This is a genomic window from Sphingobium sp. B8D3A, from assembly GCF_025961995.1.
GTDB lineage: Bacteria > Pseudomonadota > Alphaproteobacteria > Sphingomonadales > Sphingomonadaceae > Sphingobium.
In genome coordinates, this window is record NZ_JAOQOS010000001.1 from 282,239 (window position 1) to 296,077 (window position 13,839).

Consider the following 13,839-nt stretch of genomic DNA (forward strand, 5'->3'; position numbering starts at 1 on the left):
CGATCCGCGTTCGCTTCCTGCGACAGTCGATCAAAGCCGGTCGTTGGGGTCGGCCTACTTGAACGACTGCTCCAGCCAATAGCAGTCATTCGGGACGTTCAGCCCGCCCTGCGAGACCCGACCCAATTCGAGACTTTGGCTTCGGATCTGTGCATCCCGACAGCGGACGTTCGATCAGTGCTAAGTCATTTTAACGGCCACGGGTGCGTTCCGCCTCATTTCCGATCCGTCGCGCCTTCAACAAATCGTGTCGCGATAGAATACCGATCACCTTGCTGGTGATCGGGTCGATGATCGGAACACGCCCGACGCCCGTCGCGACCATGAGATCGGCCACCACACCAACCGGTGCCTGCGCGGTTGTAAAGGGCTGTGACGCATCCGAAACGACATCAGACAAAGCCACGTCTCCCGGTGCGCTTTCAACTTGCCAGCGCAGCGCGTCGGATCTCGATACCAGACCGAGCAACCGCCCTTCTTCATCTATCACTGGATAGCTGCGGTGCCTGGCCGTGCTCCCGAAAAATGCGATCGTCTCGCCAACTACGTTCCGCGGCGTCACCTGCCCCTAGACAACACGAACGGGATGCGCAGCACCGTGCGCAGATCGGTGGCGTCTTCGGTCGCCCCCACCTCGACCGACCAGTTCAGCGTCGTGCGGTCCGTCGCGCGGTAGCTTACGCCGAACAGCAAGCGGCCGATCTGGAGATCGCGCGCTGTCTGCACCTGCGGGTCGCCCCAGTCCATCGTGGGCATCAGCAGGCGCTGCGTGGTGCGCGTGCCGAAGGACCAGCTGTGCGCATAACCCAGGTTGAAGGAGGTGCGCTGGTTCAATGACACGCCGATCCCCATGCTGACGGAGATCGCGTCTCCCGGCTTCACATAGGTGATACGCACCGGCGGGATGACCGTATCGACCCCGTGACCGAAATTGCGGGTGTAGCCAATGGAGCCAAACAGGACGGCGGGGTCACTGGGCAGAATTGCGGTCAGGCTCGGCGTCACGCCCCAAAAGCCGGACCCCGTGGCCGCACGGGTCGCGCGGCCCAGCGTATCCCGGGAGATGTCGAAGGGGTCGGTGCCGGTAGGCACCACAACCTGCAGATTGCCGATCAGGAATGGCCAGCCGCCGCGCGCGGAGCTCAGCTGATAGCGCGCCGACAGCTCGAGGTCGCCAATCCCCCGGCCGCTGGTGCTGCTATCGATGGTCGCCGCATCGGGATCGCCCGTCGTGCCCTGAATCGGGGCCAGCACCGACTTGTCATTGCGATAGACGAACGGAAGACGGGCGCCGATCTCGACATTGCCGAGGAGCCCATAACGCAGGCCGGCGGATGCCGTGAGCACGTCCTGCCGGCTCTCGTTGATGTCGAACACGCCAACGAGCACGGACTCCACCACTTCGATGCCGCGGAAAAGCGCACGGTTGCGGTCGGCCCGCGCATAATCGAGCTGAAGCTCGGCGGTGAGCTGACCGCGCCGGGTCACGACGCTGCCTTGCTCTCCCAGCACCGCGACCTCGGGCGGGCGATCGATATCCGGTGGCGCTTCCCCCACGGGGCCAGCCGGGGTCTGGGGCGCACCATTGGGCGCGCGCGGCGGCGGGGCAGCGTTGCTGGCGGACTGGACAGTTTGCGGCGGATTTGCTGCCGATGGCGTCGCCGTTGCACCACTTGATTGCGCATCCATGGCAAGGCGCTGCTCCAGCGCGCGAATGCGCGCCTCCTGCGCTTCCAACTGCTGTTGCTGCCGGGCGATGAGGCTGAGCGCCTGCTTCAGTTCGGGGCTGGCATTGCTCGACTGTGGCAGCGCGGTGCCCGTTGGCTGGGCCCATGCCGGTGATGCGGCCAGGACGCCGCCAAGCATTGCCACTCCCCCCAGGAGCCGACCTATTCTGGTCATTTGTGTCCTTCCTTCAACGAATAAGATCCCGCGTCGCGTCAAGCGCCATGCTGTCGATCCTCGGCATGGCCGAGCCGACGGTCGCGGGCGTGGCGTTCATCAGATCGAGGTTGATCGTCGTGCTGGTCTCGATCGCACGGTTGTTACCGCTGTTGAGGAGCACACTGCCCAAGGCCTGCCCAAACACGTGGGTGACCTCCAGATCCTGCTGCGACAAGGTCACCTTGAAACCGCTGCCTAGCCGATCGAGCCCGACCGTGCCGTTCTGGGTTTGCGCGCGATCGCCCGGGCCCAGCGGGAGTGGTGTCGATCCATCGGGGCTGAGGCCGATCTCCGCCTGCTCGCCCGTACTCACGGTGACGGCGCCGACGCTCGGACGATAGCTCCGCTCGACGAGCGAGACACCGCTCTCGCGGTCGAAACTGACCCAGACATCACCCGGGTTGCCCGCGTGTTGCGAGGGGCCGCTGGTGCCTGGCGCATCGGGCTGCCTCGTGGCTTGTGGCGCGTAGATGGCAAGGCGCGGCGCGCCCTGATCGACGGTGAAGACACTGCGCAGGAGCAATTGCCCGTCGACGCTCGTATCGGTCTGTACGGCCATGGCGACTTCCACACCGTTGGGGAGGAGGAATTTGCCGCGGCTTTCGGCAAGAACATCCTCCGGAACCGGCTCGTGTCCCTCGACCGGCGGTTGCGCGAAGACGGGGTTGCAGAGGACAACTGCTGCAACGGCCGAGATGAGATTGCGGTTCATGGCTAGAAGTCCCTCATGAAGGGCGCAGTCAAAGCCAGTGCTTGCTGGCTGAGCGGCTGAACGAATGCGGCGCCGACCGGTGCGCGGGAGAAGGCCCCCCACTGCCGATCCCCATTAAAGGCGCTGCGCCCCACCGCAGTGTCCTCGCCGATCACGAAATAAATGCCGTTCCAAGCGCGCTGGAACGCGGGTCGCGACATGGTGCGCAGACCGAGCGCCGGATCTCCGATCAGCAGCTCCTCCGCGCTGATGCCTTTGACCACGACGAAATGGCGGTAGCCGTTCGCCTCGATCAACGCGATGCCGGGCACGCCTGCCGCAGCGACCTGATCGAGCGAGACCTTGTATCCGTCCGCGCTGAGGCCGGCATTGGCAAGATAGCGCTTCATGTCGAGCAAGGAAAAGCCGAGCCGGGTAATCTGCGCGCGGTCTCCCACGCGCCACATGCCGTTGAACACGTCGGCTTCCGCCCTGCTCCGGCGATAATGATAAGTCAGCAACGTGGCGAGCGCAGCCGAACCGCAACTGAAATCAAATTGCTGCCGAACGACCGTCAAAAAACGCCGGTCCTCGAACGACGTGACAGGCGGCGTGACATCGCCGAGACCCGGCGCTCCGAGCTGGAACGTCGGCCCTCCGCTCACCTGCGCACTGCAGCCGGAGAGCAGCATGAGTGCGGCAAGGAGCATGCGCGCCATTATTGTGCGGGCAGCAGGGCGATGTTGACGTTCATCGAAGCATTGATCGCGACGTTGTTGCCGGAATTGGCATTGATGATCGAGAGGCCGGAAAGGTTCTGGAATGCGTTCCCATCGATGGCCACCGCCCCGGTCACGGAATTGCCGCTCACGCTGCTGTCCGATACGGCGGCAACATGCTCGGACTGGGCGATCTGGTTGAGATCCGCGCGGCCTGTCACCTGCTCGAGCGTGGCGACGTCGACGGGCGGCGCCGCGCCCTCAAATGGCGGTTGCGCAAGGGCAGCCGGGGCAAAACTGCCCGACAAGGTCACAAGCCATGCCCGGCGGAATAGAAATCGGTTCATGCATCCTCTCCCTTTATGATGTAAAAAGACTGGCCGGCGGTGGAGATCGCCGGCCAGTTGGAGAGGCTTAGCGAAGCGTGATGTCGCCCGCGGAGACCGCCACGCTCACCGACGCGTTCTGCGATGCGCCAACGCCGGTGTTCTGGTTGACCGCCTGCATGCCAGCAAAGTTCTGGAATGCGCTGCCACCCGTGCGGATGCTGTTGTCGGCCACCGGGGACTCGCCGCCACGACCGTCGAAGCTGACGCTCACGCCCGTGACATAGCTTGAGAGGTTGGCGCTGGCGACCAGGGCGCTGTCACCGAAGACGGAATCCGACTTGGCGGAACCGGCTGCGGTATCACCGCCGCTGAAGGCCCAGCTGTGATCGGAATTGTCCGAATTGTCTTCCCAGCTGTTGTTGCTGGCAACGGTGTTGGTCGAGCTGTCATCCTGAGAGGACATGTCGCGGCTGTCGGTTGCCGTGCCGCCGTTGTTGGCCGCAACCTGCGCGCCCGAAGCGGAGCTGTTGTCCGACATGTCATGCGTGGACGAGTCATTGCCGCTGTCGGCCGTGTTCACCGAATTATTGGACATGTCGTTGCCGCTATCGGCGACGCTATTGTCCGTGGACGTGTTCGTGGTGGTGTTCGACGTCCAGGCGCTGTTGCCGCTGTCGCTCGTGCTGGTGTTGCCGCTGTCAGCGGTGTTCACGGAGTTGTTCGACATATCATTGCCGCTGTCGGAAACAGTGAGGCTGTTGTCAGACATGTCATTGCCACTGTCGGCAATATCGACGCTATTGTCGGTGTTGGTCGTGGCGTTGGACGTCCAGGCCGAGTTGCCGCTGTCGCTCGTCGTGGTTGTGGTGTTGCCGCTGTCGGCGGTGTTCACCGAGTTATTCGACATGTCGTTGCCGCTGTCCGCCACATCGACGCTGTTGTCGGTGTTGGTGGTGGCATTGGAGGTCCAAGCCGAATTGCCGCTGTCGCTGGTGGTGGTTGTGGTGGCGCTATTGCCGCTGTCCGCCACGCTGTTGTCCGTGTTCGTGGTGGTGTTGGCCGTCCAGGCAGAATTGCCGCTGTCGGACGTCATCGTGTTGCCGCTGTCGGCGGTGTTGACCGAGTTGTTCGACATATCGTTACCACTGTCGGCAACGCTGTTATCAGTGTTGGTGGCCACATTTGTGGACGTGTTTGCGGTCCAGGCGCTGTTGCCGCTGTCGCTGGTGGTGGTGGTGGATTCGGCCATCCAGCTGTTGTTGCCGCTATCGCTGACGGTGTTGCCGTCCTGCGCCAGCGCGGGCGATGCCGCGATAAGCGCGGCGGCCGAGGCCGTGATCAGTAGAGTTTTCATCGATTGTCGTCCTTTCAGGGTTCCCACGCCGCCCTCGGGGCTTTCCCCGATCGACGCATCGACTCCGCCTCCGCGGAGACCCACCCTGAATAGGTTAACGGCGAATTAACCTTCACCCCCACCAAACTATCTCTTCCCCCCTCATAGCGCTGTATGAGTAACCCTCATTTGGGGGTGAATGTGATAATTGTGAAGACGAGCGAAAGCCTAACAATAGTTATAGGGGAATCTGGATGTAAATCAGAGCGTCGAGAAATGACCCAATGATGTTCGGGCAATACTCGATAACATCACTCTGATAAGATCAGATTGCCGGTTTGTGGCCGTTTTTCCGAAGATTTGTTTCAAATAACTTCGGGCGGTTGCTTCCGCTATTTTCATCTTGGCCGCAGCATCACTCAGCGCGAGGCCGCAAACCAGATGTTGGACCAGCTGACCCTCGGTCTTGGTGAGCCGATAGGCGTCGCAACAGCGCTGGAGCGCCAGGGTCACGTCCGTGTCCGAATCATAAATGCACAGAACGAAAGAGGGATCCGCGGAAATTTCCGGGGGCGTGAATGTCGGCGATAAAAGGGCCATAAGAGGCCGGCGATAATTCTTCCGGCTCAGGCTGATCAGCACCGCTTCGCCATCGTGCGACGCATGGTCCATGGCTGCGTGCAGCTTTGTGGTTTCGCCGCGATTGACGGCAACAAGGGAATAGCGCGACTTGTGCACCACATCCCGCTTCTGGAACATCAGCGTGGCGACGGCATTCTCGCCGATCACCGCTCCATGGCCGTCAAGAATTATAATCGCCACGTCGCTCAGGTCGAGCGCCGACTTATAGGCGATCAAGGCCCGCTGCTGGCTTCGCGCATGCAGCCAGAGACGAAAATAGCCCGCCAGCACGGGCTGCAGCTTCTTGGCCATCTGCTCGGCGGCGAGCCGCTGGACCATGTTGGCATGACGGTAAAGCGCCGTGAGGATCAGGCGCAGCCCACCATGTTGTGCCACGGCCAAGGTCATCGCACGCTTCGCTTCCTCGACCTGCGTCAGTTCGTGCCAAGCAACACGCGCACCTTGGCCGGTATAATGAAGCGCGTCGGTATCCTGGCAGGCGATCGCAACCGCCAAGTGCGGATCGGAGAGCAAGGCGCGGTTGGGGCTCACTCGCGCAAGCAGCTCTGGGCTGTTATCGTCTCGATGAAGGGAAAGAACCGCCTCGTCCGCAAAGACGCGACCGGCGAACTTGCTCAGTATCCAGTCCAGATCATCTGCAACCCGGTCAGATTGTCCGTCCTGATCGATCGGGCGCCCACCGTCCGGCTCTGCAAATATGCGGTCTGCGGCCACCTCGGTCTTCGATATCGTGACCATTCCTCCCCCTCAACCCACCATTGTATGGCATGCGCGTTAACCACAATGCGTGGGGGGCTGATTTGGCTCCGCTATCGCGGGATTGAGACTGCCCCGATTTGGTACATATCTGAAATTTGAGGATTTCATGCCGGCAATGCCCATCAATAGCCGACCATCCGGTAATGGGGACGCTACAATTCTGGCGAAACGACATTTACGTTATTAATGAACGGCCGCTTCTGAACTCCAGCATTTGTACGCTAAATGTTTGCTAAATTGGCGTCTACAGTCTTGAGCAGCCTATCAGAGGACCTTAGAGCCACCACCTATGGTCGAGGGATAACCAACAGTCCCGCTTGCTGTACCAGGCGTCCCACAGCGACCAATTCATCCACCCGTCGGACGATGATCTCCCGCAGCTGTGCACTGGTCGCAGAGAATCCGAACGCTCGCGATATCGCCAGGACAAGATCATCGACGCCGGCACCAAAATTTGCGGTGACAATCTGCATCGCCGCCAGTTCGATTTCGGCTGGCGGGAGCATTTCGGGCTTCCGTAGGGAGTTGGAGCTCACAATTGACCGATCGCGAACAACGGTCTCCTGACCAGGCGCTAGGTAGAATGGTCCTCCATCAAGGGACGCTCGCGACTTTGCGACGACGACCGCGCTTTCGATCACCTGCCGGATCCGAGAGCCTGCTCGTGCCAACCCCCAAAGTGAGCGCAGACGTGCGACAATCTCATCGAAATGGATTGGCCCCTCAATCTCCACGATCTTCGAAACATACTCAGCCAGGAGCCCGAGGGGCGCTTCGTGCAGCTCGAAAGCCGTGTTCACTGGAAAGTTCGCCTCGACGTAAGCCAGGGAAACCGAAGGGTTTTGAGCTGCGCTGCTCACAATGGCCGTCAGGACGTCCGTATCATCGACGATCTTTGCGTCGAACGATAGTGGGACAGCCTGTTGGCTTTTGAAGCCCTCTTCGTCACGAGCCGCCCATTCGGCGCGTGCTGCCGCAATGGCCTCTTCGATTTTCTTGAGTTCGGCCTGAGGCCGCAGATACCAGTCCGCGCTCCAAACGCGGTGAATGATCCAACCGTGGGCCTCCAGCACTTGCTGGCGGAGCCGGTCGCGATCTCTAGCCGATCGCGACGAATGATACTGGGCACCGTCACATTCGACGCCTAGTACGAACCGGCCGGGCTTATCGGGATCGCCAATTGCCAGATCGACCCGAAAACCAGAAGCGCCGATCTGCCTCTTTACATCATAGCCGAGCGCCTGGAGACGCTCACAGACTTGAATTTCGAACTCGCTATCGAAGTCCTCGCCGGACACCTCGCCCAAACCGAAGTGGCCCGTCTCCGCAAAGGTCAGGAACAACTTCAGCGCAGCCACGCCCCGGCTCTTGGTTCGTTCCAGATCGATGTCGGCGCCCGTGAAATTGCAGAACACTTCGCAGCGCAGCTTGGCCCGAGAGATCAGGACGTTGAGCCGGCGCTCGCCACCTTCGCCGCTGAGCGGCCCGAAATTATGGGCGAGATAGCCTTGCTCAGTTTTCCCGCAGCCCACGGAAATGAAGATGATGTCGCGCTCGTCTCCCTGGATGTTTTCCAGATTCTTGACGAAGAAGGGCTCAGTCGAGCCGCCGGCGAAGAACTCCTCAACGTCGGGATTGGCCCGCCGGAGCAGTTCGAGTTCCTTCAAAACTGCTTGCCGTTGGGCGACCGAGAATGTGGCGACGCCGAGAGATTGTTCGGGATGTTCGCGTGCATGGCGAATGACGGCCTGCGCGACGATCTTCGCTTCACTAGGATTGGTGCGTGTGCCGCCCCTGTCATACGGGGCATCTTTGAGCAGATTAAACTTGAGCCCCATGCCCGCCACTGCGTCGTAGGGACTAGGCACGATGAAAAGCCGATTTTCGTAGAATTCTCTGTTCGAGACGGCGATCAGCGATTGATGTTTGGACCGGTAATGCCAGCTGAGCATTCGAGACGGCAAACCCTTGGCAAGGCAAAGCTCGAGCACACTCTCGGCGTCTTTGGCCTGGATGGTGATGCCATCGTCGGCGTCCTCGGCATCTTCCTCTCCTACCAGCTTCTTGAAGAAGGCCGTCGGAGGAAGCTGCTTTTCATCCCCGACCACGACGATCTGGTCTGCCCTCGCGATCGATCCTAGGGCGTCGACCGGCTCGATCTGGCTGGCCTCGTCCATGACCAGTATATCGAAATGCATTACGCCGGGCTTGAGGAACTGGGCCACCGAAAGCGGGCTCATCATGAAGACTGGCTTAAGCTGTTGAATGGCCGGCCCTGCTCTCTCGAGCAGGAGTCGTATAGGGAAATGGCCGCGCTTGCGCGCAATCTCTGCGTTCAACACGCCCAAAGGGCCGATGCCGGCAGCTCCCCTTGGACGTCCTTCGGCATGGGCCGAGACGATTTGTTCTTGCGCGAGCCCGATCCGCGCGCGATCCAGCTGCCGGAAGAAATCTACAAGCTTGTTGTGAGCTGCGCCATCGAATGCTCGCAGCTCAGGCCAATTATCGAACAGCGCAGCTCGAAGTATCTCGGAATAGGCCCGCTCGAAGGCGGGGCAGAGCGTCCGATAATCGAGCGCTCCATGGTTCAGTCCGTCGACAAGCGAATTTGCCCCGGTATTATCAAGCGCGCGGGCGCGGCTGGCAAAAGCGATGTAGCTGCTCAATCCCTCGCCATCTTTCTGCCACTGGTCGAGACGATCCGAAAGCTCGATGAGCGAGATAGCCGCTTGCTCATCCCGGCCGAAGGCCAGTTGGAGGTCCAGTTTGAGATCCTCGAATAGCGCAGCCAGCAAGGACTGAAACTCGGGCAGCTTGTCTGCAAGCACCCGGCCGGCCACTTCAATCGCGTTCAGGTCAGCCTGAGCAAGTCTCTCCCATGTTGCTCGTGGAACGTCCGCGTTCTTCACGCGCCAGTCAACGATGGCCTCAAGCTCGTCCCAGTTGGAGGCTTCGCTCCTCCAGGCTGTCCCAAAGGCATCTGCTTTGCTGCTGGCCGCTTCGAACCGGGACTTTGCGGTCTGCGCGCCCATCATCTGATCGACTGTTTCCAAGCGTTCGGATTGCGGCTTGGGAAGCGGCAATTTGAGATAAGACCTTAGGAGAGCGATCTGCGCGCGATAGTTTCCATCAAGAAAGCGAAAGAGACTCCCACCTTTCACGACGATAGCGGTGCGAACAGCATTGTAGTCTGCTGCGAGGCCCGCATCGTTGAAGGTGCCCTCTGCCTGCGACCAGGCTGCTGAATGAGCCCTTCCAGCCTCAACGAGCGCAGACAACGCCGTTGCATCATGATCCCACATTGTATGACCCATGGTGGTCAGATCACAATTTCGGGGTGCAGGCACGACCGCGAGCGTCGCTAGTGATGCGCTCAAGTCGCTGATCGTCTCCGGTATTGGCGCACCCAATTCCCTGCTGGCTACTTCTGCTTGCGACCGCAGCAAGCTGAGTAGCTCGCGCGTTTTGTCCACCCGTTTTGAAAGCTCGTCGCGTTGAACAGGGTCCAATGGATCGCAAGAGGCTCCGCGCCAGATATGGCCGGCGACATCGCCCAGCGCCTGAGCGCGTTCAGCGACCTCTTGTGCCAGAACATAGGTTTTGCGGTATGTCTCGCGGTCCCATTTCTCGGCGCTCTGCAAGGTATATCCCGTCGGCGCACCCGACTCCTGAGCGGTCGCAAGTCTTCCAAGAATTGCCTGGGGTGTAAGACCACTGGGTGACAGCGGCGAATGAAGACGCACGGCAAAGCCGTTAAGCGCTTCGCGCGTTTCGCCAAGCTTTTCGACGATCGTGAGGTCGCTGCGCATTGGCCGAAGCTGCGCGTCACGCGTGCGCTTGAGCTCTTCAAGCAGTGTCCGTTTGTTTGCCTTGTTGGAATGCAGCTCTAGAGTGAGGGGGCCAAGACCAACATTCTTCAGCCGGCGATGGACGACCTCCAACGCTGCCATCTTTTCGGCAACAAAGAGAACGCGCTTTCCTCGCGCAACAGCCGAGGCAATGATGTTGGTGATGGTCTGGGATTTGCCGGTACCCGGCGGCCCCTTGACGACGATCGAGCGGCCGCCGGCAGCTTCGGCAATGGCCACGGTTTGCGAACTGTCAGCGTCGACGACGTGGTGGAGTTCGTGCGGCGGAATGGCTTCATCGATATGGGCGCCGTCACCGACGATGGCTGCGCTCTCTGGAAAACCATCGCGCAGCAGCGAGGTGATCATTTCACTCTGGTCGATGCCGGCTTCTTGCGGCCAGTTGTCGGGATCGAGGTCGCGATACATGAGGAACTTGGAGAACGAAAAGAAACCTAGCACCATGGCATTTGGGAGAACCTCCCACCGGGGTTGGTTTGCCACCGTTTCTGCGATTTTAGCGCAGTAGCCGGTTAGATCGACCTCGTCTTCATTGCCGAAGTCTTCAATCACAAGACCAAACTCGGCCTTCATCTTGGCCTGCAAAGTCAGATTTGGCGAAGGCGGTTCATCGCGCCATTTGAGCTTGAATCGATCCGCAGCACTGCTTCGTTCAAGTTGCACGGGCATGAGAACGATGGGGGCATGACGCGCGATGTCGGAGTTTTCATTGTCAAACCAGCGGAGAAGACCGATCGCCAGATACAGGATGTTGACTCCCTGCTCCTGCTCTAGGGTCTGCGCATCGTACCAAATGTCGAAGAGACGCTTCTGCAATCCTTCGGACGTGAGTCTTGTTTGAAGCTTCGTGTCAGCGTGACGAAAGGCGACACCCCGGTCGTCCAGTTCATCACCTTCTGGCTGCGGAATTCCGCCGGTGACATCATCCTCGGGGTCCAGCTGGGCCCGTTCCTCATCGGAGAGCGCGATCCCGGGGAGGAAGGTGAACGCCTTGTTCGACGTCAGCAGTCGGAAAACCTCTTCGGCTTTCTCATCGACGATTTCGATCGCGCGATTGTTACGTGTGCGAAGCGGTGTGTTGAGCAGTCTATTGCGCGTTGACAGATCAAGCAGCGCATGGCGCTCCTTTAGCAGACGATCACGGATCGAAACTGTAGCTTCGATATCGGCCATTTCAGAATCCCCCTTGGGCGAGGGCTACTACGATCTGAAGCTTTGGCCAAGATGAGCGAGCGTTGCTTTCATGAGTCGTCCATCACCAAACGAAACAGACTTGCATAGAAATAATTAGAGATGCGCGGACCAATGCTCCTCAGCGATAATCGAAATGGGAACGCCTGCACTTCGCATATCGACCGCTTTGAGGATCTTATTTCCAAACGACGAATGCTTCCAGGACTCGGTGGCATAGGCGCCGATCACAAGATAGTTGGTTGCCTTCGTGAGGCTCCCTCCCGTCCCACCCCTCAATATCACCGCTTCTTCGCAATGCTTCCTTTGTCCAAAATTGAATGTGCCTGTGAAGCAATACGTCATGCCTTCAAAGCTAACGCTGGGCGCAGGGTAACAGAGTGGAAGAGACGTTGCTTTGGAAGCTTCGCCCAGTTCAGCATCGCCTGCGGTAAACGCGCTCAACGCGGAGAACAGGTCGTTGCACTCCTCCGGGTCGGCAACACCGTCAGTTAGGATCGCCCTTACCCGATCGTACAAGGTGGCAATGAGGGGTTGCTGGCTGACTGAGAGATTAGCCACCAACCATTTTTCAAGAAAGTGCACTTCAGCGGAATTAATCGAGCCGTCCGCGATCAGACCTCGCGCTAAACCGATCAATTCGTCGACCTGCCTCGACTGTAGCCTATCGCTATTCAAATGATTCAACGTCTGTTCGTCCATAAGCGCCCCTCCGCCCGAAACTAACGTTCCTTACTTTGGAATAACGATCAAGTCGCCCTGCTTGATCGACGGAAGCGGCCGCCTCTCGACAGCTGAACGGACGACCGGTGTTGGGGAGGTGTGGAGTCAACGGAATGACTGAATTTTGGCGAAGCGCGACTATTTTCGCGATGAACCGCGTTTAGGTTTCAGTCGGATATAGACGCCGCGTCCGCGCGCGCGATCGATCTCGAACGCGCCGGTCTTTTCGACGAGATCGCCCAGCTTGGCGAACCCGTAGGTGCGAGGGTCGAAGTCTGAGTTGAGAACGGCCAGGCGTTGCCCCACGCCGCCCAGCGCCACCCAGCCGTCTTCATCGTCGAGCTGCGCCATGGCTGTCCAGATCAATTGCGCCGCTTCCGCGGCAGGCCGCGTCAGCGAGGAAGGGTGCGCATCGGGCTTGTCCGGCTCGTCCGGCGCGGGCGCTCCCGAGAGGAGATTCTCGGTATAGATGAAGCGGCGGCATGCTTGGCGGAAGCTCTCCGGGGTCTTCTGTTCGCCGAAGCCGTAGACATCCACCCCCTGCTCGCGGATGCGCGCCGCCAAGCGCGTGAAATCGCTGTCTGACGACACTAGGCAAAAGCCGTCGAACCTGCCGCTATGCAGGAGATCCATCGCGTCAATTACCAGCGCGATGTCGGAAGCGTTCTTGCCCGCAGTGTAGGCGAAGTTCTGGTGCGGCATGATAGCGTGCGTGGACAGAATCTCCGCCCAGCTCTTGAGCCGGGTGCCGGAGAAATCGCCGTAGATGCGACGGACGCTCGCCTCGCCGATCTTGGCGATCTCCTCGAAAAGACCCTGGGCGATCTTCGAAGAGGCGTTGTCGGCGTCGATAAGGACAGCCAATCGCGGAGAGCGAGGTTCAGTAGCCATCCCAGCTTTATGCCCGAACTCAACTTAGGACGCCACGTCGCTTGGCTTCTTCAAGAGAATCCCTGTGAGTGGATGGTAGCCTGCAGATGTCTAAAGTCCGCGCAGATCTAATCCACCTTCAGATCAAATGCCCATCTTCAGAGGCTTCTAGCGCCTCGACCACTGCCTGCCATTGGTCACGTGCCGCACCCTCGAAAGAGGCGACATCCTCTTCGCTGTATCTTGCGTGGATTTCGTAGTGCTGACCGTAAAGCGCATCGCAGTGATGGCACCCATTGCTGATATAAGAGCGCCCCCACGTCTGACTGTAACGCGATTTAAGCTGCCCGATATCCGCATCTGCCGGAAGGTTCGCCTGGATCTCGCCGATCAAATCCAGATAGTCAGTGAAATCGGAAACACAGCACTCGAGCTTCAAGTCGCCCCGCACGAGTTTAATCGACGGTACGATCTTGAACTCTGCACCGCAACTCCAGCAATCCACCGAAGCAACGCGGACCGTCACCCTAACTTCTGTCATAAGGGCAACGATACCGCTCTATCGGCCCAAGCGCTACGGCGTTCGGCTTCTTGCAACTCGGCGATTGAATGGCCGCTTTTAGGAAGCTCGATAGTGAACCCGAACGTCCGGCTTCAGGGCGGCTACAACCATGCCGTTCTTCAAGATCGTTGATCCCGCGAGGCGCAGCGACGGTTAAGCGCGGCGTTTGGTATCGAATGTTAGGTAGGAACGACAGCTAACGCATTC

General features: G+C 59.7%; 11 protein-coding genes. All 11 read right to left on the reverse strand.

Going from position 1 to position 13,839, the window contains the following annotated elements; all coding sequences use genetic code 11:
* Window positions 1-190: 190 nt before the first annotated feature.
* The 11 genes from M2342_RS01380 to M2342_RS01430 all read right to left on the reverse strand — a co-directional run bounded on the left by M2342_RS01380 (window position 191) and on the right by M2342_RS01430 (window position 13,596).
* Entirely contained in the window at window positions 191-562 is a 372-nt protein-coding gene (locus M2342_RS01380; RefSeq protein WP_264577756.1) for a CBS domain-containing protein, read from the reverse strand.
* Window positions 559-1,866: a transporter gene (locus M2342_RS01385; RefSeq protein ID WP_264577757.1), complete on the reverse strand. Its 1,308-nt coding sequence runs from the start codon at window positions 1,864-1,866 to the stop codon at window positions 559-561. Before M2342_RS01385 ends, M2342_RS01380 begins: the two co-directional genes overlap by 4 nt.
* A gap of 49 nt (window positions 1,867-1,915) precedes the next feature.
* The gene (locus M2342_RS01390) at window positions 1,916-2,656 is read right to left on the reverse strand and encodes a hypothetical protein (RefSeq protein ID WP_181558609.1); all 741 of its coding nucleotides are present in this window, start codon (window positions 2,654-2,656) and stop codon (window positions 1,916-1,918) included.
* Window positions 2,657-2,658: 2 nt separating this feature from the next.
* Complete coding sequence (locus tag M2342_RS01395; protein ID WP_264577758.1) at window positions 2,659-3,345, reverse strand: C39 family peptidase; 687 nt, start codon at window positions 3,343-3,345, stop codon at window positions 2,659-2,661.
* Between the two features lie 8 nt (window positions 3,346-3,353).
* Complete coding sequence (locus M2342_RS01400) at window positions 3,354-3,701, reverse strand: hypothetical protein (RefSeq protein WP_264577759.1); 348 nt, start codon at window positions 3,699-3,701, stop codon at window positions 3,354-3,356.
* Window positions 3,702-3,768: 67 nt separating this feature from the next.
* Window positions 3,769-5,037 (reverse strand): hypothetical protein, encoded by a 1,269-nt coding sequence (locus M2342_RS01405; RefSeq protein WP_264576803.1) that lies wholly within the window; start codon window positions 5,035-5,037, stop codon window positions 3,769-3,771.
* Window positions 5,038-5,277: 240 nt separating this feature from the next.
* Window positions 5,278-6,396 carry a helix-turn-helix transcriptional regulator gene (locus M2342_RS01410; protein WP_264577760.1) on the reverse strand — a complete coding sequence of 373 codons (1,119 nt, stop codon included), beginning with the start codon at window positions 6,394-6,396 and terminating at the stop codon, window positions 5,278-5,280.
* Between the two features lie 308 nt (window positions 6,397-6,704).
* Window positions 6,705-11,459, reverse strand: a complete 4,755-nt coding sequence (locus M2342_RS01415; RefSeq protein WP_264577761.1) for a DUF3320 domain-containing protein — start codon at window positions 11,457-11,459, stop codon at window positions 6,705-6,707.
* A 114-nt stretch (window positions 11,460-11,573) separates the two neighbouring features.
* On the reverse strand, window positions 11,574-12,179 hold the full coding sequence (locus tag M2342_RS01420) for a BRCT domain-containing protein (protein ID WP_264577762.1): 606 nt from the start codon (window positions 12,177-12,179) through the stop codon (window positions 11,574-11,576).
* 159 nt (window positions 12,180-12,338) lie between these two features.
* A complete protein-coding gene (locus M2342_RS01425; protein WP_264577763.1) occupies window positions 12,339-13,091 on the reverse strand; it encodes an NYN domain-containing protein in 753 nt (250 codons plus the stop codon).
* Window positions 13,092-13,209: 118 nt separating this feature from the next.
* Window positions 13,210-13,596: a hypothetical protein gene (locus tag M2342_RS01430; protein ID WP_264577764.1), complete on the reverse strand. Its 387-nt coding sequence runs from the start codon at window positions 13,594-13,596 to the stop codon at window positions 13,210-13,212.
* Window positions 13,597-13,839: the final 243 nt, after the last annotated feature.

Coding starts and splice junctions, on each gene's coding strand:
- M2342_RS01395 (WP_264577758.1), bottom strand. CDS start 3,345: ATGCTCCTTGCCGCACTCATGCTGCTCTCCGGCTGCAGTGCGCAGGTG.
- M2342_RS01415 (WP_264577761.1), bottom strand. CDS start 11,459: ATGGCCGATATCGAAGCTACAGTTTCGATCCGTGATCGTCTGCTAAAG.
- M2342_RS01385 (WP_264577757.1), bottom strand. CDS start 1,866: ATGCTTGGCGGCGTCCTGGCCGCATCACCGGCATGGGCCCAGCCAACG.
- M2342_RS01410 (WP_264577760.1), bottom strand. CDS start 6,396: ATGGTCACGATATCGAAGACCGAGGTGGCCGCAGACCGCATATTTGCA.
- M2342_RS01405 (WP_264576803.1), bottom strand. CDS start 5,037: ATGAAAACTCTACTGATCACGGCCTCGGCCGCCGCGCTTATCGCGGCA.
- M2342_RS01400 (WP_264577759.1), bottom strand. CDS start 3,701: ATGAACCGATTTCTATTCCGCCGGGCATGGCTTGTGACCTTGTCGGGC.
- M2342_RS01420 (WP_264577762.1), bottom strand. CDS start 12,179: ATGGACGAACAGACGTTGAATCATTTGAATAGCGATAGGCTACAGTCG.
- M2342_RS01425 (WP_264577763.1), bottom strand. CDS start 13,091: ATGGCTACTGAACCTCGCTCTCCGCGATTGGCTGTCCTTATCGACGCC.
- M2342_RS01390 (WP_181558609.1), bottom strand. CDS start 2,656: ATGAACCGCAATCTCATCTCGGCCGTTGCAGCAGTTGTCCTCTGCAAC.